This window comes from Nostoc flagelliforme FACHB-838, from assembly GCF_014698065.1.
Taxonomy (GTDB): domain Bacteria; phylum Cyanobacteriota; class Cyanobacteriia; order Cyanobacteriales; family Nostocaceae; genus Nostoc; species Nostoc flagelliforme_B.
This window is the reverse complement of sequence record NZ_JACJSI010000074.1, coordinates 1-23,338: the sequence shown is the minus strand read 5'-3', so window position 1 is coordinate 23,338 and position 23,338 is coordinate 1. Positions and strand designations below refer to the sequence as shown.

The 23,338-nt window shown below is 42.0% G+C and carries 11 protein-coding genes and 1 pseudogene; 5 read left to right on the top strand and 7 right to left on the bottom strand.

Going from position 1 to position 23,338, the window contains the following annotated elements; translation table 11 throughout:
• Positions 1-9: 9 nt before the first annotated feature.
• From H6G97_RS26170 to aroF, 6 genes are all read right to left on the bottom strand, one after another.
• The gene (locus tag H6G97_RS26170; protein WP_190943521.1) at positions 10-669 is read right to left on the bottom strand and encodes a PEP-CTERM sorting domain-containing protein; all 660 of its coding nucleotides are present in this window, start codon (positions 667-669) and stop codon (positions 10-12) included.
• Between the two features lie 622 nt (positions 670-1,291).
• On the bottom strand, positions 1,292-2,437 hold the full coding sequence (locus H6G97_RS26165) for a 3-oxoacyl-ACP synthase III family protein (RefSeq protein ID WP_190943520.1): 1,146 nt from the start codon (positions 2,435-2,437) through the stop codon (positions 1,292-1,294).
• Positions 2,438-2,633: 196 nt separating this feature from the next.
• Positions 2,634-4,487 carry a ScyA-related TPP-binding enzyme gene (locus H6G97_RS26160; protein WP_190943519.1) on the bottom strand — a complete coding sequence of 618 codons (1,854 nt, stop codon included), beginning with the start codon at positions 4,485-4,487 and terminating at the stop codon, positions 2,634-2,636.
• A gap of 154 nt (positions 4,488-4,641) precedes the next feature.
• Positions 4,642-6,165: a class I adenylate-forming enzyme family protein gene (locus H6G97_RS26155; protein ID WP_190943518.1), complete on the bottom strand. Its 1,524-nt coding sequence runs from the start codon at positions 6,163-6,165 to the stop codon at positions 4,642-4,644.
• A 348-nt stretch (positions 6,166-6,513) separates the two neighbouring features.
• Positions 6,514-8,223: an HAL/PAL/TAL family ammonia-lyase gene (locus H6G97_RS26150; protein ID WP_190943517.1), complete on the bottom strand. Its 1,710-nt coding sequence runs from the start codon at positions 8,221-8,223 to the stop codon at positions 6,514-6,516.
• A gap of 58 nt (positions 8,224-8,281) precedes the next feature.
• Positions 8,282-9,391, bottom strand: coding sequence for a 3-deoxy-7-phosphoheptulonate synthase (gene aroF / locus H6G97_RS26145; protein ID WP_190943516.1), 1,110 nt, complete (start codon positions 9,389-9,391; stop codon positions 8,282-8,284).
• Between the two features lie 1,003 nt (positions 9,392-10,394).
• Between aroF and H6G97_RS26140 the strand changes: the two genes are divergently transcribed.
• From H6G97_RS26140 to H6G97_RS26130, 3 genes are all read left to right on the top strand, one after another.
• Positions 10,395-11,066 carry a response regulator transcription factor gene (locus H6G97_RS26140; protein ID WP_190943515.1) on the top strand — a complete coding sequence of 224 codons (672 nt, stop codon included), beginning with the start codon at positions 10,395-10,397 and terminating at the stop codon, positions 11,064-11,066.
• A gap of 24 nt (positions 11,067-11,090) precedes the next feature.
• On the top strand, positions 11,091-13,022 hold the full coding sequence (locus tag H6G97_RS26135; RefSeq protein ID WP_199349650.1) for a sensor histidine kinase: 1,932 nt from the start codon (positions 11,091-11,093) through the stop codon (positions 13,020-13,022).
• A gap of 193 nt (positions 13,023-13,215) precedes the next feature.
• On the top strand, positions 13,216-13,998 hold the full coding sequence (locus H6G97_RS26130; protein ID WP_190943514.1) for a DUF928 domain-containing protein: 783 nt from the start codon (positions 13,216-13,218) through the stop codon (positions 13,996-13,998).
• A 16-nt stretch (positions 13,999-14,014) separates the two neighbouring features.
• On the opposite strand, the gene H6G97_RS26125 is transcribed toward H6G97_RS26130, so the two are convergent.
• Entirely contained in the window at positions 14,015-16,732 is a 2,718-nt protein-coding gene (locus H6G97_RS26125) for a CHAT domain-containing protein (RefSeq protein ID WP_190943513.1), read from the bottom strand.
• Positions 16,733-17,389: 657 nt separating this feature from the next.
• Between H6G97_RS26125 and H6G97_RS26120 the strand changes: the two are divergent.
• Positions 17,390-18,418 (top strand): annotated as a pseudogene (locus H6G97_RS26120) (IS630 family transposase).
• 266 nt (positions 18,419-18,684) lie between these two features.
• Positions 18,685-22,800: a two-partner secretion domain-containing protein gene (locus H6G97_RS26115; RefSeq protein ID WP_190943512.1), complete on the top strand. Its 4,116-nt coding sequence runs from the start codon at positions 18,685-18,687 to the stop codon at positions 22,798-22,800.
• Positions 22,801-23,338: the final 538 nt, after the last annotated feature.

Sequence of the window (23,338 nt, the reverse complement as noted above, 5' to 3'; positions counted from 1 at the left end):
TCGCTATGATTAATCCTGTGCAGATAATAATTGCCGACGCTGACGACGGAAAATAAACCAAGCACTCATTCCTAGTAATGCAGACACTGATGCAGGTTCGGGAACCTTTTCGATTTTTGTTTTAACAGTTCCTTGAAATGTATAGTCTCCCGTTGCATTAGGAAAATCCCAGTATGGGTAGACTCTGAGTCTAGCGGTGTCAGGTACGCTTGTTCGGATGGCAACAGAATCTGAAAAGGTTCCCTCTGGGTAACTAAAGCGAATTGACAAACCATATTGCTCCCCACGAGCAGCCGGAGGAACGTAAAGAATAAAGTCATCAACGGTATCGTCGTAGCCCAAATTACCTACACGTCCAAGATAAACAATATTTCTGGCTTCATCATGTATATCTTGTTGCGATCCCTTCGTTCCCTCAGCTACAATACCCCCTGCATTAATAGAATATTGTTCCACTGAGCCATCATACTCAGCAAGAGGAAAGTCAGTCCCGAGAGGTTCTATCTTAGTAGCTGAGTCATCATAAATAAAGTAACCATTGGCTTCCTCACTCTCGAAGGTAAATTTAAAAAGAGCAGCTTGGGCTGGATTTGTGGCAACTGTTTCTAAAACTAGAAATGTTGCAGCGCTGATAGCAGAAGCTATCAAGAATTTATTCAAAAAAGCCATTTTAGTTATCTCGCAATATAGCTATACTTGAATGCTGGGAAGTTGACCGTTTAGCACGCGATCGCTTTATGGATAAGAATACCATGTGTATGTGCATAATCTTTGTATTATGAGAGAAATGATAATACAAAGATTATGTATAACCTCAAATTGATATGAAACTCCTATTTAATTGACTGAAAAAACTGAATATACATTTATTCATTGCTTCCCTGTTAAGATTTTTATCTAAGCTAATAGTTTCATAAATTAAATCAGATTATCAGAATAGGATTTGCTTAAAAGGCAAGAGGCAAAAGGCAAAAGGTTAAAGGTTAAGGGTTAGTAGCAAAAGGTTAAAGATTAGAGACTGTAAGTTGAGTTTCGCAACAGCGAAACTCAACAAAGTCTTGAGAATGTTGGGTTCCGTTCCCTAACATTTTTAGATTTAACTAAAATGACTGATAGAGAACTCATCTTTAATGTTTAAAAAAGCTCTATACAACTCAAAAGGCTTTCTTCCCCATTCCCAATACTTCTCTGCGAGAAGCTGCGCCAACGACTGCGCTCAGTACAAGTTCCCAATTCCCAATTGCCCAAACTCAAAGCAGCTTCCTAACCACTTCCAAATTCTCAAGAATTCTTAGTGACGAATCAGAATTCTATCCTCTTGTTGAGACAAGCTGACTGAAGGAGCAGGAGCAGGTCCTAGCGCAACATCGCCCCAGCGCATCACACAGCCACCAGCATTAGATGACGAACCCATTGTGTAGACGAGAACTAGATCGTTTTCACGAATTTTACCTGCGTGGGCGGCGTGGTAGAGATTAGCAACGGGAAAGGTTGGCCCAATGTTGGCATATAGAGGATTGATGTTGATTGTACGCTCTGGCTCAATATCTAAAGCACGGATGCAAACTCGTGAATACCAAGCACTGGGTGTATTAAAGACAAAAAAGTTGATTTGATCTAAGGTGAGTCCAGCATCAGCGATGGCACCGTGGCAACATAGACGAATAAACTTTACCGTTGTCTCGTTAAACATCTTACTTGCACCCTTGCCGCCTCGAATGAACATTTTGACGTTGCCATGTTCATCGGTGGTGAATTCATTATAGAAAGCACCGCAGGTAGCAGCAGTATTGGCAATTTTAGTACCGAGAATACCTTGGTTTGCTTTCAGTTTACCAACTACAAAGGCTCCAGCACCGTCACCTGATAAAAAGGCTAAAGTATCATTTTCATCGGTATAGCGCGAATATGTAGTTGAAACGACCACTAACACATTGTGATACTGTCCCGTTTGCACTAAAGAACAGGCTGTCTGAAGCGAAACTAATGCTGAAGTACAAGTTGATTCTATATTCCACGCCGCATCTTGTAGTCCTAGTTTTCCAGCGAGAAAAGCAGCATTACCAGGTGTAATTTGCTCTGGAAATAGTGAAGTAACGAGCATGAGATCGATGTCTTCAGGAGATAGCTTTGCGGCTTCGAGGGCATCGAGAGCAGCGCGATACTCTAGCGAAAGTGAAGTCTCATCGGGAGCTAGCACCCTTCGTTCGACAGTACCACGGAAGGGGTCTGACATATACGGTGTTACCTCTTGTGACCAGATATCGTCATCACTGGTGGCTGGAGACTGGTCGGGTACAAATAGTTTCGCTAGAGTTTTTTGTTCAGCCTCAGCAACCATCTTGGGAAAATTAACTCTGTAGTAATTGTTTGTGCGGATGATGCTAGGAAAGTTAACTGAGACTGCACGAATACCTACTGGTTCTAATGTTGTCATGACAAATATTCTTTTGATTTTGTTTTTGGTGTTACACGATGAAATTCGTTTTCAGAAAAAGCTGTGAGGAAATGTCATTGGTAAACTAATGACCAATACTTCTCTGCGAGACGCTACGCGTAGCTTGCTTCCACGAAGTGGTACGGCTTACCTCGGCTCCGCTCGGCACGAGTCGCTCAGTACAAGTGACCAATGACTAATGACCAATAACAGTTTTGGCTTCTATGGCTCCTTGCTTAATCAAACTTTGAATGCGACCTCCAATAGGTGCGGGTCGCGTTGGGTCAATTCTTACATCAACAATGAATGGAGCGGTAGATAAAAGTGCTTTTTGTAGCGCTTTTTCTAAGTCAGATTCAGTATTAACACAGATGCCATTAGCTCCCATTGCTCTAGCGATCGCAGCAAAATCAGTACTTGGTATCTCTGTATCTATGGGAACCTCACCACTTAACCTTTGCAATGCCATTCCTTGGGCGCACATATTGTAGCGTCCATCGTTGAGGATAATCCAGACAGATGGAACCTCAAATCTCACTGCCGTGCTGACTTCGTTGTTCATCAGCATTGCTCCGTCGCCAACAATAGCAACGGCTTTACCTTTTCGCCCTAATGCTGTACCAACTACTCCGGTAGTAGCATGACCCATAGAGCCAAAACCAGTACTAATTCGGTAACGACCTGGTTGCTTAAATCGCAACAAGTGAGTTGCCCAAGCAAAAGAGTTACCCGCTTCAGCTAAAATTGAGGCATCGCTGCCTTCAATAATCAGCCGTTGAATTGCATCCATAAGTACTTCGGGTCGCACTAAGCCATTGGTGCGGGGAGAATTGGTGTAGATTTCAGGACGTGGTAGTGAGGAATTGGGAAACCAATTAAGACGATCTGGTAAGTGTTTTAATATTGCTCTGAGGAATGCTTTGATTTCTGAGTGGACAGCAATAGTATCTACTGATGGATAAGCCACTCCTGGAACTTGCGGATCGATATCAACATGAATGAATCCATTACTTGGAATCATCGCCGGACTCCAAAATGAGGTAGGTTCACCAAGGCGCGTTCCCAACACTAATATGCGTTGCGGTCGTTGCTCCTGCATATATGTCATGACTGATAAATGTCCGCTAAAGCCTGTGACACCGATAAATTGGGGATGATGTTCTGGAAAAATCCCTTTGGCACGAGGTGATGTCATTACCGCCGCCCCAGTTTTTTGTGCCAACTGACAGATTTCCTCTGCGGCGTGTCGCGCCCCAAAGCCAACCCAGATGGCAAAGGATTCTTCAGATAACAGCTTTACACATTCAGCGATCGCTTCTTCACTAGCTGTTGGTACAGATTGAGAAAAGCCTTGCTGAGGTAACTGGACTTTTAATGGTGTCGTCTGGATTGGGGTGGGAACGCTGATATGGGCTACAAAACTGCCTGGTTGGGCTAACCCTTGGGCAAGCCTGCGAGAAATTTCTGGTAGTTGATCCCCAGACTCTAATATAGTTGCGTAATTGAATAGTGGCCCGGAAGTAAAAATTCCTGAGAAGGGCATTGTGTGGGCGCTAGTTTCTTGACAAGCTCCCCGACCGCGATTTGCAGTTGAGGTTGCAGCTGACAAGAAAATTACCTTTGCTCCTTCTCCTCGGGCCGCGAAAAGCCCAGTCAGAGCGTTCGTGATCCCAGGGCCTGTAGTAGTGAATACCACGACAGGGCGATCGCTGGCAAAATAAGCTTCAGTCGCGGCAAAAGCCGCTCCTGATTCATGGCGAAAGTGAAGCAATTCGATATTGCTACGGTTTAATATTGCCCATAATGGCCCGATACCGCCTCCTGAAACACCGAATCCATACTCAACTCCCAAATTTTCTAGGATCTCAATTAAAGCCTCTGCAACTGTAGGTTGAGTTAATTCTGACTCTGAGGATTTTTCATTCAGCGATGCAGGCGAGAAAATAGAAGATCCGGTTGAATCAAAGGAAATTTGATTAGGTGAGAGGTTAGTTTTCGTTCCTAAAGCTTGAGAGGAATTAGTTCTTTTGTTGATAGATTTAGTATTCATAATTGCCAATTTTGATTACTCTTTGTTGATTTTCTTTACGCAATAAGTTAAAGGTTTAAAGTCTCACCCATTGTGGGCGAAAAAATCCTTGGATTGCAGGTAAGTTAAAAACTCGTGTAGTCAACCTAGTTTTCCCTGTTTGATTCTATCCAAGCTATGATTTATTTGATAACACCCTTTTAAAACTTGATTGCTGACGTAAAACTCGTTTTAAGACTTTACCAGTTGGGTTTTTTGGTAGAGAATCTACAAAGCTAATGCTACAAGGAAGTTTGTATTTTGCCATTCTTTCAGAGCAAAATTTGATAATTTGTTCTTCGCTAATTACGTGACCCTCTTTCAAGATAATGTTTGCGTGAACTATCTCACCTTTATAATCATCATTCACACCATATACAGCTACCTCGGCAACAGATGAGTGTTGATAAATTACATTTTCTACTTCAGTTGGATATATCTTAAATCCAGACATATTAATCATGTCTTTCAAACGGTCAACAATGTAGAAAAAACCGTCTTCATCTACCCGACCAATGTCACCAGTATGGAACCAACCATCTTTAATTACTTCAGCAGTCTCAAATGGGCGATTCCAATAACCAAGCATGACATTAGGGCCTCTAATTACTATTTGACCCAATTCACCAACCTCGACCTGATTACCCTTAATGTCAATAACTTTCATTTCTACATTTTCGATGGGAGCGCCAATGGAACCGAGTTTGTATTTCAAATCGTGATTATAAGATGCACATGGTGATGTTTCAGTTAAACCATATCCTTCATTAATGACTTTTCCATATTTATCTCGCCAAGTTTGTGCAACTTCAATTGGCATCGGTGCGGCTGCTGAAAAGTAATAACGCACGCTATTGAGGTTGTAACTAGATAAATCGCTATTTAACAGATTAATGAATACTGTTGGTACACCAAAGAACATTGTTACTTGATGAGTTGCGATGGCATGAAGTACTTGTTCAAAATCAAATCGGCGTTGTAGGATAATTGTAGCACAGACGTTTAATGCTGCGTTAAGAATAGCATTTTGACCAAAACAATGAAATAGGGGTAAGTAAAGTAGTAATCGATCATCTGGTTGCATTCCACAACAACGATTTTGGGAATACATATTAGAAATTATGTTGCCGTGGGAAAGGGTTGCTCCTTTAGAGAAACCTGTTGTTCCTGATGTATAGACGATGCTAGCAGGAGCATGGCGATCTATTTCAATAGCGTATCCATTGGGAGAAGCGCTTTCCATCACTTTCGCTAAAGAAACTCCCTTTATGGCGCTACCTTCCGCAATCAAAATATGTTCTAGCTCGGGTAAATCTATCCCTGGTACATTTTCAACAAGTGACTCTGTAGTAATTATTGCCTTAGCAGCACAATCATTAAAAATGTAGCTAACTTCATTACTCTTGAGCATGACGTTCACTGAGACGACAACCGCACCAATTTTGAGAATACCAAGATAACAAATGATAAATTCTGGAATATTTGGCAAAAACAAAATGACGCGATCGCCTTTTTCAATTCCTAATCCATGTAACCCGTTAGCAACACGATTTACTAGGTTATTAAGCTGCTTATAGGTAAATAATTTATCTTCAAAGATCAGAGCAATCTTTTCAGGATATAATCGATCACCACGCTCGATATGATTGGCAATATTCATAGTTAGAAAGACTCACTCAATTTTATTACTTTTGCTTACTTGACAGTCATTTATAAAATTCTCAAAAATTTAGCGGCAGATTCAAACATTTGAAATGGTCAAAACAATAAGTTAGGATTAAGCAATTTTTTCCTTTCTTCCTTCTCTCTGCGTCCTCTGCGCTTTTGCGGTTCGTAAAAAAACTGCCTCTTGCATCCTCCTGTAAAAATATTAAAGATTGTTTAAAAAGTGTTTAATCGATCCTCTTTAACTCTCCCTTAACAAGAGGAAGACCGGATTTAAAGCCCCCAAGATATCAGGTAAATTTAAGAGGATCTAGAACACTTAAGCTATCGCTTAGAAAACTTTTCAAACATTATCTAAGCTCAACAAAAGATTGTTAATTGCTTGCACAATCTGCCCGCCATTGGCAATATCAATGGCAATTTTGGCAATGTGTTCGTCTAAAGCTTGTTCGTTATCGTCCCAAATGTAGGGTCGTTCAGCAGAAGGTGGTTGCCCGACTACATTGCGGATTGCTAGATATAAATCTTTAGTTGCAGGCGAGAGTGTAGCACGAGCATCATAATGTCCAAAATTTTTGTATGTGCGTAAATCAACTGATTGCACACCAAACATCAAAGCGATCACAATATATTGTTGGAAGATTTCTACTGATTGACGTGCTAAATTTGCGGAAGCAAAACCTTGGCTGTTGATATTTTGATTATATTGTTCAGCATGAGTAGGAAAACGATCGGCTATGGAATTTCCATAAAAGGTTAACAGAGGCATAATCGAGTTGCCAGTAATTTGCAATCCCTTTAACCCCATGTTTACAACTCGATCTGTGTTACCAACTAAAGATGCAGATAGCCCATTGTTAAATTCTGGTGCTACCAAGTACGCTATTTGGACATCCAAGTGTTTCGCTAACAACCCGATGTAATAACGCAATTGATCCATGCCTACACCAATATACTGCCCTAAGAAATTACCGCCATGATAACTTGCTTGGTTTTCTAGATCGATAAGTGGGTTGTCAGTTACAGAGTTAATTTCTACTTCAATTTGTTTTTGAATTTGGTCAAGTCCATCGACAATTGGCCCCATATATTGAGGTAAACAACGCAGTGAATAACGATCTTGAATCGGATGTTTGCCGCGATAATTATGAGCGCCATTTAACTCGTCTCTAACTAACTGTGAACCTTCTAACAGGTTGAGCATTTGGTCAGCAGCCCATTTTTGTCCTGAATGTGGTTTGAGTTTATGGATAAATGGGTGGAATGATTGATTAGTCCCATTTAAACCTTGAATAGCTAAAGCGTGGGCAGCCATTGACAAACCTAAGAGGTTTTTGGTGTCGTAGACGCAATTGGCGGCGATACCTGTCATGACTGAAGTACCATTCATCATTGCTAACCCTTCTTTAGGAAGTAGGTGCAATGGTTCTAAATTCAGCTTTTTGAGTGCTGTTAAGGCATTTATTTCTTCACCATTAAAGTCAACGGTGTAACTGGAATTTAAACCAATCAATGCTCCGGTAATATATGCTAAGGGTGTTAAATCGCCACTAGCACCAATGGAACCAAATTCGCAGACATGAGGTGTAACACCAGCATTCAGAAATATCAACATCCGCTTGAGTATTTCTAAACGAATCCCCGATGCACCACTGATGTGAGAATTCACACGTAGAAGCATGGCAGCCCGAACATCAACTAGGGGTATTTTTTTACCTGCACCTACTTTGTGATACCACATCAAATTATTTTGTAGTAAAGTCGCAGATTCAGGAGAAATTACCACATTTGCCATACCACCAAATCCAGTTGTCACCCCATAAATAGGTTCACCAGATTCAACGGCATTATGAATATAATCACAGGATGCTTGGATATTACCCAGTTTTTCTGGATCATCGGTTAAACGTACCTGTTTGCCATAACGCGCTACACTAATTACTTCTTCAACAGTGAGATTGCGATCGCCTACAATTACAGCATCATCTGAACTAGGAACAAAAGAAAAGGCAGTTTTCTGGGTAGTGTTTGTACTTAAGCTAACTGTATTCATGTTTTCGAGAGTTTGTTGTGATTAAAGTTTTCAATCTTGGCTGACGAGCTAACAATTCTTAAAGAACCCCAATCTTCCAATTTGCTAAGGATGTCTGCGACTGAGTGACTTTACTGTTCGTATATCTTGGTTCTTGCCAGCGACCAAAGAATTTGCCCAGAGGAGTAATTTCCTTCATAAATTGCTCAAAGTTAGGAAAGTTGAGCGATTGAGGCCCATCTGAAAGGGCTTTTTGAGGGTTAGGGTGAACCTCAACCATTAGCGAATCACAACCAGCCGCGATCGCAGCTAGCGCCATTGATGTCACCAATTCCGATTTACCAGTAGCGTGGCTGGGATCGATCGCAATTGGAAGGTGAGTCAAATTACGCAAAACCGGAATTGCAGATATATCTAATGTGTTGCGTGTATATTCCCTGTCAAAAGTTCTAATACCTCGTTCGCACAAAATCACATTGGGATTTCCTGCTGCCAAAATATACTCCGCAGACATCAGCCAATCTTCAATAGTGGCTGACAAACCACGTTTGAGGAACACAGGTTTATTGGTTGCACCGACTTTTTTCAAAAGGGAAAAGTTTTGCATATTGCGTGCGCCAATTTGCAAAATATCTGCAACGGATGAAATTATTTCCAACTCAGCAGCATCCATTACCTCGGTAATAATACCCAAACCAGAAACCGATTTAGCTGTTGCTAACCAGTCCAAGGCACTTTCTCCATGTCCCTGGAAAGCATAGGGTGAAGTCCTTGGTTTGTAAGCACCCCCTCTGAGAAACTTTGCACCTGCTGCTTTGACTTTCAGTGCAGTATCTACAATCATCTCTTCGCTTTCTACAGAACAGGGGCCTGCAATTACGACTACAGGATGGTTTTGACCAAAAGTTATGGTTTCAGAGGGTGTAAACACCTTTACTTCACTGGGTTCACCATTACGAAACTCTAAGCTAGTCCGTTTAAATGGCTTTTTTATGCGTAGCACTTGCTCAATAAAAGGGCTTAAATTTTGCACTTGGCGCACGTCGATTTCTGCCGTATCACCAATTAAACCAATAGCTACTTTATGTTTACCTACAGAGAGTTCTGGGACAACATTCCAGCCTGAAAGTTCTGTGAGTAATAAGTCAATTTCTTGCCGAGGAGAACCGGATTTCATGACGATAATCATCGTTTCAACATCCTTCTAAAATATGTATGCAATTAACTTGTACAAAATTGAGATTGTGTAATTACTTAGCTTAAAATGCTCCACTTCTTTCAGATTCTTACGACGCTTAATCACAAGACAGGCATTCCTGGCAGGGCAAACGCATCTAAAGTACTTTTGCTCGCAACCAAGATTAAAAACCAACGACAAATTGGAATTTATCGTTTGATTTACTTTCCAAGACTCAATGCGATGTTTGTGACGGGCTATGCCTACGCTAAAATTTTTGTCAATCAGCAGGGATTAATGAGATTATTTTGCGATTATTGATAATAGACTAGTCTTATTGATATAATGTGGTCGCCCTGCCAGTCAATGAGGGCATGACGTGAAGGCTTAGTAAAAAATAGAGTATAGTCTGTACTTGGTACAGGTACCCTCTCCTCTAATTCTTAATTGGTAGCAATGAGATGAGTTTATTGACCGTGGGAAATCAGAGGTTTTTAGCTAAACATATCTGTTCAATCTGCTGATTTATACAGTAGAACGTGGAACACAAACAATGCATTAACCTTCTGTGACAAGTTAATGGAATGACTCAGCTAATTTAATTGCAGACTTGTGCAATTAAGTTGGGACAAGTGTGAAATGTATTGTCGATCTGATATCTATATCTAAAAGCCAAATTTATCCTTTAGAACAACGATTTGTGTTATAATACAGATGACTAAAAAACTTAAACTCACATTTCGTAGCTATCCCTTCATCCGCCAAAGTTTAAGGATAAGGTTGGCGAGGTTAAAAAACCTAACCCTCTTCCTACTTTCTTCCTTCTATCCCCCCGACGCGAAAGGAGGGCAGAGGACAAAGTTTTTTAATGACAGAAGATAGATTAAATCTTTGGTGATTGGAAAGGTTGGTGCAAGGTTTCAGTTAAAGAAAAACATTGATTTTTCGAGCTTTTTCCCCATGACGACCCGATGCCATTCGGTACAGTAACGTTGTCAAATTCGAGGTTTCAACGATGAGTCAAGATTTACCAAAACAAGAGAAGCTCAAAATACTTGTGGTGGATGACCATGAACTAATCCTGAATGGAACGCTTGACTTGCTGAAACGGCACTACCCACAAGCCAAAATCCTCACCGCCAGAACAACCCAGAATGCTCTCGAGCAAGTCGAAGTATTTGGGCCCGACTTAGTTATTATGGATCTTTCCCTGCCAGAAACCTCAAAAGACACTGCCGAAATCAATCGAGGCATTAAAAGCTTGGAAACGTTAATGAAAAACTATCTTACCCTCAATCTGGTCGTGCAAAGCAGTTATGTCAAAGCACTGGTGCGGATTAAACCGGACATTGATGCTCATGAAGGAGGGTTCACTGTAGCGGACAAAGGACTTTCTAGCCAGGAGATGTTGAGCCGGATTGACTTGGCACTCAAAGGAGTCACACATACCAAAGACCTCAAAATACCACCAAAAGAAGTCAAGCCAGAATGGATTGAGGTACTCAATCTAGCCTTTGAAGAAGGATTGGAAGATAAAGTCATTGCCCTCCGGATGCGAGTAGCACCGAGAACGGTACGCCACTACTGGACTAAAATTCAAGACATTTTAGGCGTTTACCCGGAAGATGGTAAAAGTCTTCGCATCCAAACGGAGAAACGAGCTAGAGAAGAGGGGTTTATTGATTAAGAAGATTTGTTAAGGAAGAAACTGTTGTTACTAGGTATTTGGAATAAATTTAAACAAGGAATTACCATCTGGTCTATAACAACACTGCCAGGAATTTTTATTTTGGCACTTATTGTCTTCTTTCGCCTGAATGGGTCACTGCAATTTATAGAATGGGTAACTCTTGACTCCTTTCTTCGCCTGCGTCCTTGGGAACCTATCGACGAACGAGTTGTTATTGTCGGAATTAATGAGGAGGATATCGGACGTATCAAAAATTACCCTATACCCGATCGCGAGATTGCCAAACTGCTAAAAACGTTACAAAAGTACCAACCCAAAGTGATTGGTCTTGATATTGTTAGAGATATAGCCGTTGAACCCGGTCATGCCGAACTGGTTGCAACCTTTAAAGACATCAAAAATCTGATTGCGGTTGAAAAAGTCTTACCCACAGTCATTAAGCCATCCCCCGACTTCCCCTCAGAACAAATTGGTTTTGCAGATGTCCTTTCGGATGATGACAATAAAGTCAGGCGTGCAATACTTGGAATCAAGAGATCCGAAGACGAAAAAAAATATGCATTTTCCCTACCTTTACGGTTGGCAGAAACGTATCTCTTGGCTGAAGGTATCGAACTAAGCAATGGCATTCGCGATCGCGATGCGATGCGGTTTGGTTCCACTGAACTGCCTCGCTTTTTGCCCAATTCTGGGGGCTACGTGCGAACTGATGATTTTGGAGTTCAGCTACTCCTCAATTATCGCAACGGTCGAAAACGATTTCGCACGCTATCGCTTAAAAATATTAACGATATCGAAACCGGGAAGGGTAATCCCAATCAGCTGCATGATGCCTTCGGTGGACGCATCGTTCTGATTGGGGTAACTGCTCCTAGTATTAAAGACTTTATCAATACCGATGCGATCGCTAATTTGCAACCGCCTGGGAAAATTTATGGAGTAGAATTTCATGCCCATGTTGTTAGTCAAATTGTCAGTGCTGTTCTCGACAGACGACCTGTTTTTCAAACCTGGTCACAGGGTTGGGAATATCTTTGGATTGTCGGTTGGGGCATTTTAGCCATTTATCTCGGTCGGCTGACTCAATCTCCATTGAAAAACCTTGTGTATGTTGCTGTTGCCAGCCTTGGATTAGTTGGAATTGGTTATACCTTCATCGTTAACGGATGGTGGATTCCAGTAGCTCCAGCACTACTTGTTTTGGTCATTAATGGTGCAATCTTGAGTACTTTTTATCAATACGATCGATTTTTGAAGTCTCAGATTGAGATCCGCCAACACACTATTGAGCAGACATTTGTCGTAATCCATAATGGACCCTTACAAACACTAGCCAAGATTTTGAGGCACGTTCAAGACCAAGATTTAGAACAAGATCAATTGCTCCTTGACCTGCAAAATCTAAACTACGAAATTCGAGAAGTTGGCGAATACCTGAAACTAGAAGCCTTAAACCGAAAGGAAAGTCTCCGTCTCGGCAGTGGTCTAATCTTAGACTTAAAGCTGCCAATTCGCAACCTTTTATATGAAATCTACAGCTATACACTCCAGCGAAACTTTCCCTGCTTTAAAACGCTCAAAGTTAAAGCCTATTCGTTCGCTCCGATTGATGAGAAATACTTAAGCATTGAGCAAAAGCAAGAACTCTGCCAATTTTTGGAAGAAGCATTATGCAATGTCGGCAAACATGCCAAAGGAGTGACCCGTCTCTGTGCTACTGGCAAACAAAATGAAGGCTGGTACACCCTAAGCATTGAAGATAATGGGGCTGGCATTCACTCGTATTATGAAGGGCAAGGAACGAAGCAGTGTCTAAATATAGCAAAAAAATTAAGAGGAAAGTTTCAGCGAAAGTCTCTTAAAGATAAAGGAACTTTGTGTGAGTTAACTTGGCCTATTAGGAGTAAAAGCTGGATTTTTACCCGCAGAGGGCGTAATATAAATTTAATATGAAGTTCTATAAAAAAGGGCTTTTAGGATAATACTTTTTAGCTCCTGCTTGTTTATTTACATCTGCGACAGTGGTGACGACAATAATTAGCAAACCTAATATGTCAATCAGATATACCTGTTATGGCACTTTTATTTTATATTAATTAAATTAATTAATATTTACTCAACTAATGTTTACTCAACCAAAATTATAATGATTCCAATCCGGTGGTTCCTAAACAAACGTATCAACATCAAATTAGTTATCAGTTGTACCCTAAGCTTAGGGCTGATTGTAACTTCGGCAGCTCTTGGAAGCTATGAACCTGGCAATCAGAAACCTGTCCCAAAAGACCGCAAATCGGATGCAGGAACGACTAGAGGATGTTCTGGAGAAGATATACCGCTAACCGTTATTGCCTCTGGCAATTATATTGGACGGACAATATCAGGGCATCCTACGTTCGCTTGGTTTGTCCCTGGTGACTCTGCTTCCAAGCCAATGAAATTCATGATTTACGAGTGGGTTCCAGGCGGTAAACCTAAAGAAGTTCGCAAAATACCATTGGAGAGTTCACCGGGGATTATGAAGTTATCCCCGTTTTTGGAGAACGAATTAGGGCTGCAACCGGGAAAAGAATATTCTTTGCAGGTTGTCATTCATTGTGACCCAGATAATCCATCAGGTGATTTAGTAGATGAGGCAAGTATTGAGGTTGTAAAAATGCCAGCAGATGTGCAAACTAAATTGAACAGAGCAGTAAATAGTGTTGAGAAAGCTAATATCTATGCTGAGGCAGGTTTATGGTACAACGCGCTAGATGAAGCACTCAAACTGGCTCAAGTGTCGAAATTGGGAGAAGTGGGTTCAAATCTGTTAAAAGATTTGGCTAAGTGGGAAGCACCAAAAACCACACTAGAATTGCCACCAAAAGAACGGGAAACGATCAAGAAACGGATTGAAAATTTGAAGAAAATTGCAGACAGCCAACGTTAACCACGCTAACCCTGCCCTAAAGCCAGTTACCGATGAGGATAAAAGGTGCCCAATAGGCAGGGTGAATCTTCTTATTCTGATTAATCAGTGCCTTTTGCGCTTCCTTCAAGGCTTCTGCTTTGCTCATTTGTGATCGCAAGTTCTCGTAAAACTTAACGGCTAGCTCTTTTGTAAAATCATCGTCAACGTACCAAAGAGAAGCCAAAGCACTTCTAACACCTGCTTGCACAGTGATGCCAGCCATACCCAGCGTAGCACGGTCATCTCCTACACCAGTTTGACAAGCTGTAAGCACGAGTAACTCCATTGGCTCTAAACCTCCACTAAAGCGGCGGATGTCACTCTCTAGCTGAGTAATTGTAATCTTCTTATTATTACCCGTAACTAAAAAGCTATCTTCTGGAATAGTGCCAAACTGTCCGTGAGTGGCAATGTGAATAATCGGGTAATTTGCTTGTTTAAGTTCTTGCTTTAAGCCTTCATCAGTGAATTGTTTATTGAACAGTTTCTTGCTACCTGGAAATAGCTTCGTGGCTTGATTTACTTCATCGGCAACATTTTCCAAAGCCTTGAATTTTTCCCCATCAACAGTAACTGCTTCAGTTAACCCTAAAGCTAACATCCATAAATCTTGAAAATTTTGGGGTTTAGGGAATGTCAAATGCAGACCGGGAGTCGTAGCAATGGCGTATTTCTGAACTAGAAATTCCTGACCATCATGGAGTGCAGCCATCGGTACACTGCGTAATAATCCGTCTTGGATGAAAACGATAGTTTTGATTTTTGCTTGGTCTAAATCGTCAGCGAAAGGGCGAATAATCCAGTTATATAGATTCTGTGCTGGTGTTAAAAAAGCGTCAGTAGGGTCATAAAATGTCTGTATTTCTAGACGAAATTGTTTGATTGATTCTTGGAATTTTTTACTATCGTTTATCCATGTCAGCTTCTTCAATCTTCTTTCAGTATTTGGCTTGACATTCTGCTTCTTTTCCTGATTGGGTAGACTCACCACAATTGCCGTCCGATCTTCTAGGATGATAGAATTAAAAATGGCAGTGTCTTCTCTCTCTAAGTCATCAACTCGTTTTTGATCAAAAACGGCAAAAACACAATCATTGCCGAAGTAATTTTGCAATTCTGCTAGTTTCAAAGAATCAATGGCATCGAGTGCAGAATCCAGTTCCTTTTGGTACTCAAGACTAGCAATGGGTAGTGATTCAGCCCGCTCTAGCTTTAAACGAGCAAACTCTCGGTAGAGAGGACTAATGGTATCCCGAAACCTAAATTGCAAGTCTTGTTCAGCAATTAATAAATTATCTCGGATACCTCCGTCACCTTCTAACGTTGCGATCGCCCGTTCGTAAGCAGCAATTGCCTCAGACTCTTGCGCCTGTGCCTTGAAAATTCGCCCCGCCTGCCACTCCCACAAATAAAGACTATCTTTAGCACGCAGCTTTTGGTCGGCTGCCAAGCGTGCCTGTTTGGTAAAATCTAAGGCTTTATTGTAGTCCTTGCGGCACTCGTAGAGATGACCTAGTTTCCCTAAAGCAAATGATTCGGAGCGAGAATCTTTAATATTTTGAGCTATCAAAACAGCTTTTTTAAGAAGTTCTTCAGCTTGTGAATCCTTTAGCTTTCGCGGTAGACATTGAGTTTGAAAAGAAGTAGAATTTATAGAAGAAACAACTTGTTCAATTTCAGCTAAATCAATTGCTATGTAGACTTTATTGGAAGAATTGGGGAGTTTTTCAAATTGGGCTAAAGCTTCTTGTAATACTTGTTCTGCCTGATTATTATTGTCAGCTAACTTTAAATATTTTGGGTGGTAATAAAGTTGAATCAAATTAAGAAGTGTCCGCATTTGACTCGATAGATCGTTTGAAAAGCGAGTCAGTTCGAGACTGTTATTAAAATAGCCTAAAGCCTTTTTGTAATCAGAAGTAGCTTCTTTGATGAATTCATCTGTCTTAGTCTCTGCATCTCTTAACTTAGCAGAATAAACACGCTGCTCATTGAGTTGAGCTTTACCAAAATAAGCATTACCGAGACTATTAAACACTGAGGAGCGATAAACTGAGAGGTTATTCTCCTGGGCAATCTTTAAGCTATACTCTAGAGTTTCAATGGCTAAATCATACTTCCCCTTGAGGTGATACGCTTCTCCCAAGCTTCCTAATGCAGCCACTTCTCCCTGGCGATCACTAAATTTTTGGGCAATTTGCAAAGCACTTCCTTCACTTTCAAGGCACTTCTCATCAGTCTCAGAAGCACCACATAAAAGCGCGATCGCTTCTTTATTGTGCCCCAAACGACTGTAGGTTTGAGCAAGTTCTGTGAGCAACTGTCCCACCTTCACGAATTCTTCTGAGGAGCGATAGTTGGCGATCGCTTCTTTCCAATAATTGATCGCTTCTTCAAACTGACCGAGTTGCTGATAAGCTATGGCTAGTTTTTCTCGAACAATTGCCGCGTTATCGCGGTTATTGATGTTTTGATAGGCACTTAAAGCAGTTTGCCAAGATATGATCGCCTCTTGCAGATTTCCTACGCGATATTGTTCAATTCCTTGTTGTACGAGTTGGCTTGCATTAGGAGGCTTTGCCGTTGCTAGTTCTCCCCATTTTGTCTGCACGGTGAAGGGAACTTGATTTAGCCACAGGAAAAATGTGAGGCTGCTAAAGAAGATAACTACCAGAAAGCGACGCACGGTAAATTGGCGGTATCTATTTGGCATAGGAGGATACCATAGGTTCTAAGGAAGATTTTGTCCGAAGTTTTAACCCCTCTTTTCTTACCTTTAGTAGAGAATAAGCTAAAATCAGTATTTTTACAACTCTTTTCAACAAGGAAGTTTAAATGAGAAAGTTCGTTGGCGTTTGCATAATTCATTATTCGTTTAGCGTTCAGAAGTGAGGCAGTATTTTTCTCTCCTCGTAGTAAGAAAAGAGGGTTAACTCTATTCGGATCTGAAGTTGCACATTTGAGCAATGGTAGCTGCCTAATTGTGCAATCAGTATTGCTTTGTTTTACCATTAATTTAGCACAACAGGTGAATGCCTAATTTTAGTTCAAGAATATATTGTATAAATTAAGCAAGCAGTTACTCAATGCAGTGGGGCTTCAAAGCAAGTCATGATTTTACCAGTGATTGACACCATTAGCTCAAATAACTTTTGGTTTTTGACTTCAAGGGAAGCGGCACTCAATTTCTCTTTCTCAAAATAAAAATCTTATAAACGATACGTATAAATAAAATTGTTATATGAGGTCGATTATAGTTAAGATTTTGACAGCCTTCAACATAATATAGCAATCCTATCTGGTTTATGAGAAAATACGGAAGAAAGTTAAAGGTATAATTAGTAGCTATTACAGGGGAATATCAATGTGGATGCGATCTCTATCAGAGTTTATCGAAAATAGTCAAGACAAGCGAGAAATTGAACGGGCACTCGCAGTCAAGATGCTGTTAGAAGGATACACTCATGTTGCTATCCAATCGATATTGGATGTTTCATCAGGATTTATAAGTAAGTGGAAAAAGGCATTTTTCACTTTTGGAGTAGAAGGCTTAAAGCTTAGATACAAGGGAAGTCAGGGATTTTTGAATCTACAACAGCGTGCAGAAATAATTGAATGGCTCAAAACCAAGGATAAGTGGAATTTGAGCGAACTAGAATACAAGATAGCATCTTTGTATGGGGTAGTGTTTGAGTCGAAACAGAGCTACTACGACTTATTTGATATAGCTGGGATTAGTTGGAAGAAAACTCAAGCTCACAACCCCAAGTATGACGAAGAACTAGTAGCATCAAAAAAAAAAGAAATCTGTGAGTTACTGGAAGCGAGACGTTCTGAAATCGAGTCAGGAAAGTTAGTGGTATTCATGGTTGATGAATGTCATCTGTTGTGGGGTGATATCTGTGGATATGTTTGGGGAAAAACTAGCGAACGCATATCAATTTCAGTTGTAAATGCTCGTGATAAGCAAACATATTTTGGTGCTATAGATTACAAAACCCACGAATTTATAACTTACGCAGTTAAAAAAGGAGACTCCCAAAACACGATAAATTTCTTGGAATATCTTCAATCACAGCGTCCTGGAGCTAATCTTTTAATAATTTGGGATGGAGCTTCTTATCATCGTTCTAATGCAATTCAAGACTATTTAGACTCTTTGAATCGTCAGCTTGAGCAAGAACAATGGTTGATAACTTGTAAACGGTTTGCCCCAAATGCTCCACAATAAAATCCCGTAGAAGATATTTGGTTACAAGCGAAAAAATTGATTAGAGAGTTTTATTTTTTCTGCCATTCTTTTTCTGTAGTTAAAGCATTATTTGAGCTAGCCGTCAATGGTCAAATTTTTGACTTTCCTAAGCTGAATGAGTACGGTAATTTCTCACAAATGATTTAGGATTGCTATAAGTAGGTCGGCGTCAATAATTATCATTGAGATAAGGCAATTATTGCATGGGCAGGGGAAAGAGGGCTTGAGCCTTGTTTACTTTTATTCAGATAGTTTGGTTTTATTGTGTCAGCTTAGTTATCCCAATTAATTTAAATGAGTCGGCGTCAAAAAACCAACTCTATAAAGAGAAGTAAATACGGCAAATACATCTACAGAGGTGATTGAGAGATGGGTGCGTAGAGATTTGCAAAAATGTTAATTAAAACTACCAAATGATTATTAAAAGCTGGTTCGGTCGAGGTTGGCAGTGGAAGATTGGGGGTTATGTCTCTTTAGTGGGGATACTCTCAATAGGAGTAAGCGATCACGTTTTGGCTCAAATCGTGCCTGATAATACGCTGGGTGTTGAAGGTTCTGTCGTTAAACCCAATGTCAATATACAGGGGATTCCTAGCGATCGCATTGATGGTGGCGCAACTCGCGGTGCTAACCTGTTCCACAGTTTGCAGAACTTTAATGTGGGAGAAGGTAAGGGGGCTTATTTTGCCAATCCCACTGGAATTGAAAACATTTTAACTCGCGTTACAGGCGGCAATCCTTCTAATATTTTGGGCAGGTTGGGGGTTTTGGGTGAGGCGAATTTATTTTTGCTCAATCCGAACGGGATTGTATTTGGCCCGAATGCAAGTTTGGATATCCAAGGGTCATTTGTGGCGACAACAGCCGACCGCATAAAGTTGGGGGATAGTGGCTATTTCAGTGCAACACAACCGCAAACGAGTAGTTTGCTTTCTGTGACTCCGGGAGCGCTGTTTTTTAATGCAGTTGCTAGTCAACCGGGTTCGATTATTAACCGAGGGAATTTATCAACACCGAAACATCTGACTTTGGCGGCGGGTAATCTGGACTTGCAGGGACAATTAAAAGCTCTTGGAGATTTGACGTTACAGGCGCAGGATACTGTGAAAGTGCGCGATAGTGTGACGACTCCGTTTCTGGCTCAATCGGGTGGCAATCTCACGATTATTGGAAATAGCGGTATCGACATCTTGGCGTTGAATCACCCGACACAGACACCGCTTGTCAGTGGGGGAAATCTGAGTTTAGCCAGTGATGGTGTTATTTCTCTTGATGCTCGTTTTACCAGTGGTGGCAGTTTTTCCATCAAGAGCATATCGGGGGGACTGGGAAATTTTGTAAGTTATTATGACCCGATTATCAGTGCCGAAGGTGATGTAGATGTGGCGGCTAACTATACCGGGACATCGCTGTTGGTGGAAGCAACGGGTAATATTCGCTTTGGGGGTGATATCAATATTACTGGTCTCGATACTAGCACTTTGCCTCCAGGGACGGATACTGCCACTCTGAGTAGAACTTCGGTATTAATTATGCGTTCTGAGCAGAGTGCTTTGGCTTATGGGGGTGTCAATTCTGGGGCAGTACCCACTGCTAGCAATGGGCCTGTGCCTGCGGGAATTACGCTGGGTGGAAATGTGACCTTACAGCCGTTTAATGGGGCTGGGGGAATAGTTAACCTGTTAGCGGCATCGGGGAATGTGAGTACGCAAGAGATGACCACCAATGGTGGGACAATTGAGATTTTCAGTGGTGGAGCAATCCTCACCAACGGGAAAACCTTAGACACAACAAATGGGGGAAATAACGGAGGCTCGATCAACCTCACTGCCCAAAACAACATTACGACTGGCAATTTGTCCTCTGGCTCGTCCTCTATTTCTGGCAATGCAGGGGAAGGGGGCGCGATTCACCTAGCCGCCGCCGCCGGCAACATTACGACTGGCAATTTGAACTCTGACTCGTTATTGTTATCCTTTTCTGGCAATGCAGGGGAAGGGGGTGCGATTCACCTAGCCGCCGCCGCCGGCGACATTACGACTGGCGATTTGAACTCTGGCTCGCTCTCCTCTTCTGGCGATGCAGGGGAAGGGGGTGCGATTCACCTAGCCGCCGCCGGCGACATTACGACTGGCAATTTGAACTCTGACTCGTTTAAATCGTTGTTATCCTTTTCTGGCAATAGGGGAGATCTCACCCTCACTGCCCAAAACAGCATTACGACTGGTAGCTATTGGGGCTCTTTCTCCAATGGGGGCAACATCACTCTACGTAGCACAGGTGGAGGCATTGACACCAGTGCAGGAACTTTGAACTCCGCCTCCTATGGCGCTGGCATTGGGGGAGATATCACCCTCACTGCTCAAAACGACATTTTGACTGGCAACCTGTACTCTTCCTCCAGTAGATTTGGAAAAGGGGGCAACATCACTCTAAGCAGCACAGTTGGAAGCATTGACACCAGTGCAGGAACTTTGAACTCCACCTCCTATGGCGCTGGCATTGGGGGAGATATCACCCTCACCGCTCAAAACGACATTTTGACTGGCAACCTGTACTCTTTCTCCTATGGCCTTGGCAATGGGGGCGCGGTTAACTTAACTGCTGCCAATGACATCTTTATCGATGGCAATTTGTACTCTTTCTCGTACTCTCCCAGAGGAACAGCAGGTCAAGGAGGCGCGATTTCCCTCCAAACCAGAGGAGGGGATATTTCCGGGAGAGGAAATCAGTCTAAAGTCCTTGGCTCCTTTTCTATCTCTGAGCAAGGAAACGCAGGAAATGGCGGGAAAGTTACCCTAGAAGCTAAAAACAATCTAAGTAATCTAGAAATCTTCACTCTATCTTCTGACTCACAATCTGGAGCAGTTCAGGTAAAAGGTTTGGGAGATTTAGTGCTTACGGATACCAACATTCTAACGAGTAAGCAGGTGACTGTACCAAATCCATTTTTATTTGGTGGTCCATTCATCACCTTGGATATCGGTAGAAAAGGTCAATCAGGCAATGTTGATGTTACCAGCTCAGGCAATCTCACATTCAACAACAGTTCCATTCAAAGTGACACCAAAGGCAGCGACCCAGCGGGGAATGTAACCGTAAGCAGCCCAGGTCTAGTCACATTCAATAATAGTTCTATTAAAAGTAACACTAGCGACACAGGTGCGGCAGGCAGTATCGATATCAAAGCCGATCAAGGAATTACGCTCGTCGGTTCTGTTAGTGAACTCTTTGCCGGAACCAGTAACCAAGGCGAAGCCGGAGATATTACTCTAATCACCCCCCAATTAACCCTCTCCGACACGGCCCGCATCACTGCCACCGCCACCAGTACTGCCACCAATCCCCTTGGGGGTGGTAGCATTACCTTAAATGCATCCACTATGAATTTAACCGGAGTTGTAGGCGTCTTTGCCGAAACTCAAGGACAAACCCCCGCCGGGACTTTAACCCTAAAACCCTATGAGAATCAATCCACCCTCAACCTCACCTTAGCTCCCCTATCTTTAGTGTCTGCGTCCACAACTGGAAGTGGTAAAGGAGGAAACCTGATAGTACAAGCACCAGAAGCCATAACCATTCAAGGGCCAGGTACACTTGCGGTTAAAACCACAGGTGATGGTGCTGCGGGAAACCTAAGCATTGACACGCAAAAGCTCACCATTGCTGACGGTGCAACTATCTCTGCATCTACCGACTCAAAAAATCCAGAAGGCACAGGCGGCAGTATTGATATCAAAGCCACAGAATCCTTCAACCTTACCAATGCAAGTTTAAGTGCCGAATCAACAGGCGCAGCTCCTGCTGGTAAAGTAACGATTGATACCCCAAACCTAACAGCCACAAATGGCACGATCGCAACCTCCTCCAACGAATCTTCTGGGGGAGGTATCACCATAACTGCTGATAAGATTCACCTATTTGGCAACAGTGACATTACCACCAATGTCAACCAAGGTGCAGGAGAAGGCGGCAAAATTGACCTGAAAGCTGGCTCCATCCTCGCTTTCGATGACAGCGATATCCTAGCTTTTGCTCGTGATGGCAAAGGGGGAGATATCACCCTCGACACTAGAGCCTTCTTGGGTGAAAACTACAGCCCTGCATCTTCTCGTAACGATTCCCCAAATACCCTTAATGGCAATAATCGAGTAGACGTGAATGCTACTGGTGCTTTCGATGGAGTCATTACCATACCCGATGTCAGCTTCATCCAAAACAGCCTCACTGAGTTACCAGAAAATCAGATTAACACCGAAAGCCTTCTGGCAAATAGCTGCATTGTCCGCCGCAATCAACCAACAAGGGGAAGCTTCACCATCACAGGTACTGGTGGCTTACCCCAGCGCCCGGGAGATGTTCAAATGTCCAGCTTTCCCACAGTAGACGTAGAAACTTTACCAAGTGACAGCACACTCTCAAATACCAACTCAAATCGTCCTTGGCAAAAAGGCGACCCAATTGTAGAACCGCAAGGGGTGTATCGGTTATCGAATGGGAAACTTGTTATGAGTCGAGAATGTTCTTAATTCACTAACATGAATATGTACCCAATCAATAGGTGGGTTGTCATTTTAAGCTCTTGCATGGCGACCTCAGCTTGCCTTGCGCTCAGTGCAGTGGCTCAGTCCCCACCGCCACCAGGTGTCACCATTCCCCCAACCGCACCAGACGAGTCTTAGCCGCCCAGTCACAATTTAGTCTAGTAGCATTATCATTAAATAGGGCTTATTGCGAATTAATGCTCTTTTTCTTTTACCATAAATTGCTACACTACTTGCCATATATCTATTTCAGGGTATTTTGTCTCCCCTCAAGCCGCTTAACACAATCGGAAAACGATTCGATTGTACAACTAGATTGAGATTGACGCTGGTATTGAGCAATTCCTGCAATAAACCTCGTCTAGGTTGAGACCCGTAGTTTTTCCTCATCAGGTTTGAGATGAGTTGTCACCCACAAACGATCTGCTACTGTATTGGGAGAGGCATTAATTTGTTGTTGAAATACTGAAACCTGTTCAATTAGGTCAGACTGACGCTCATAGCAAGTATGATATGTAACATC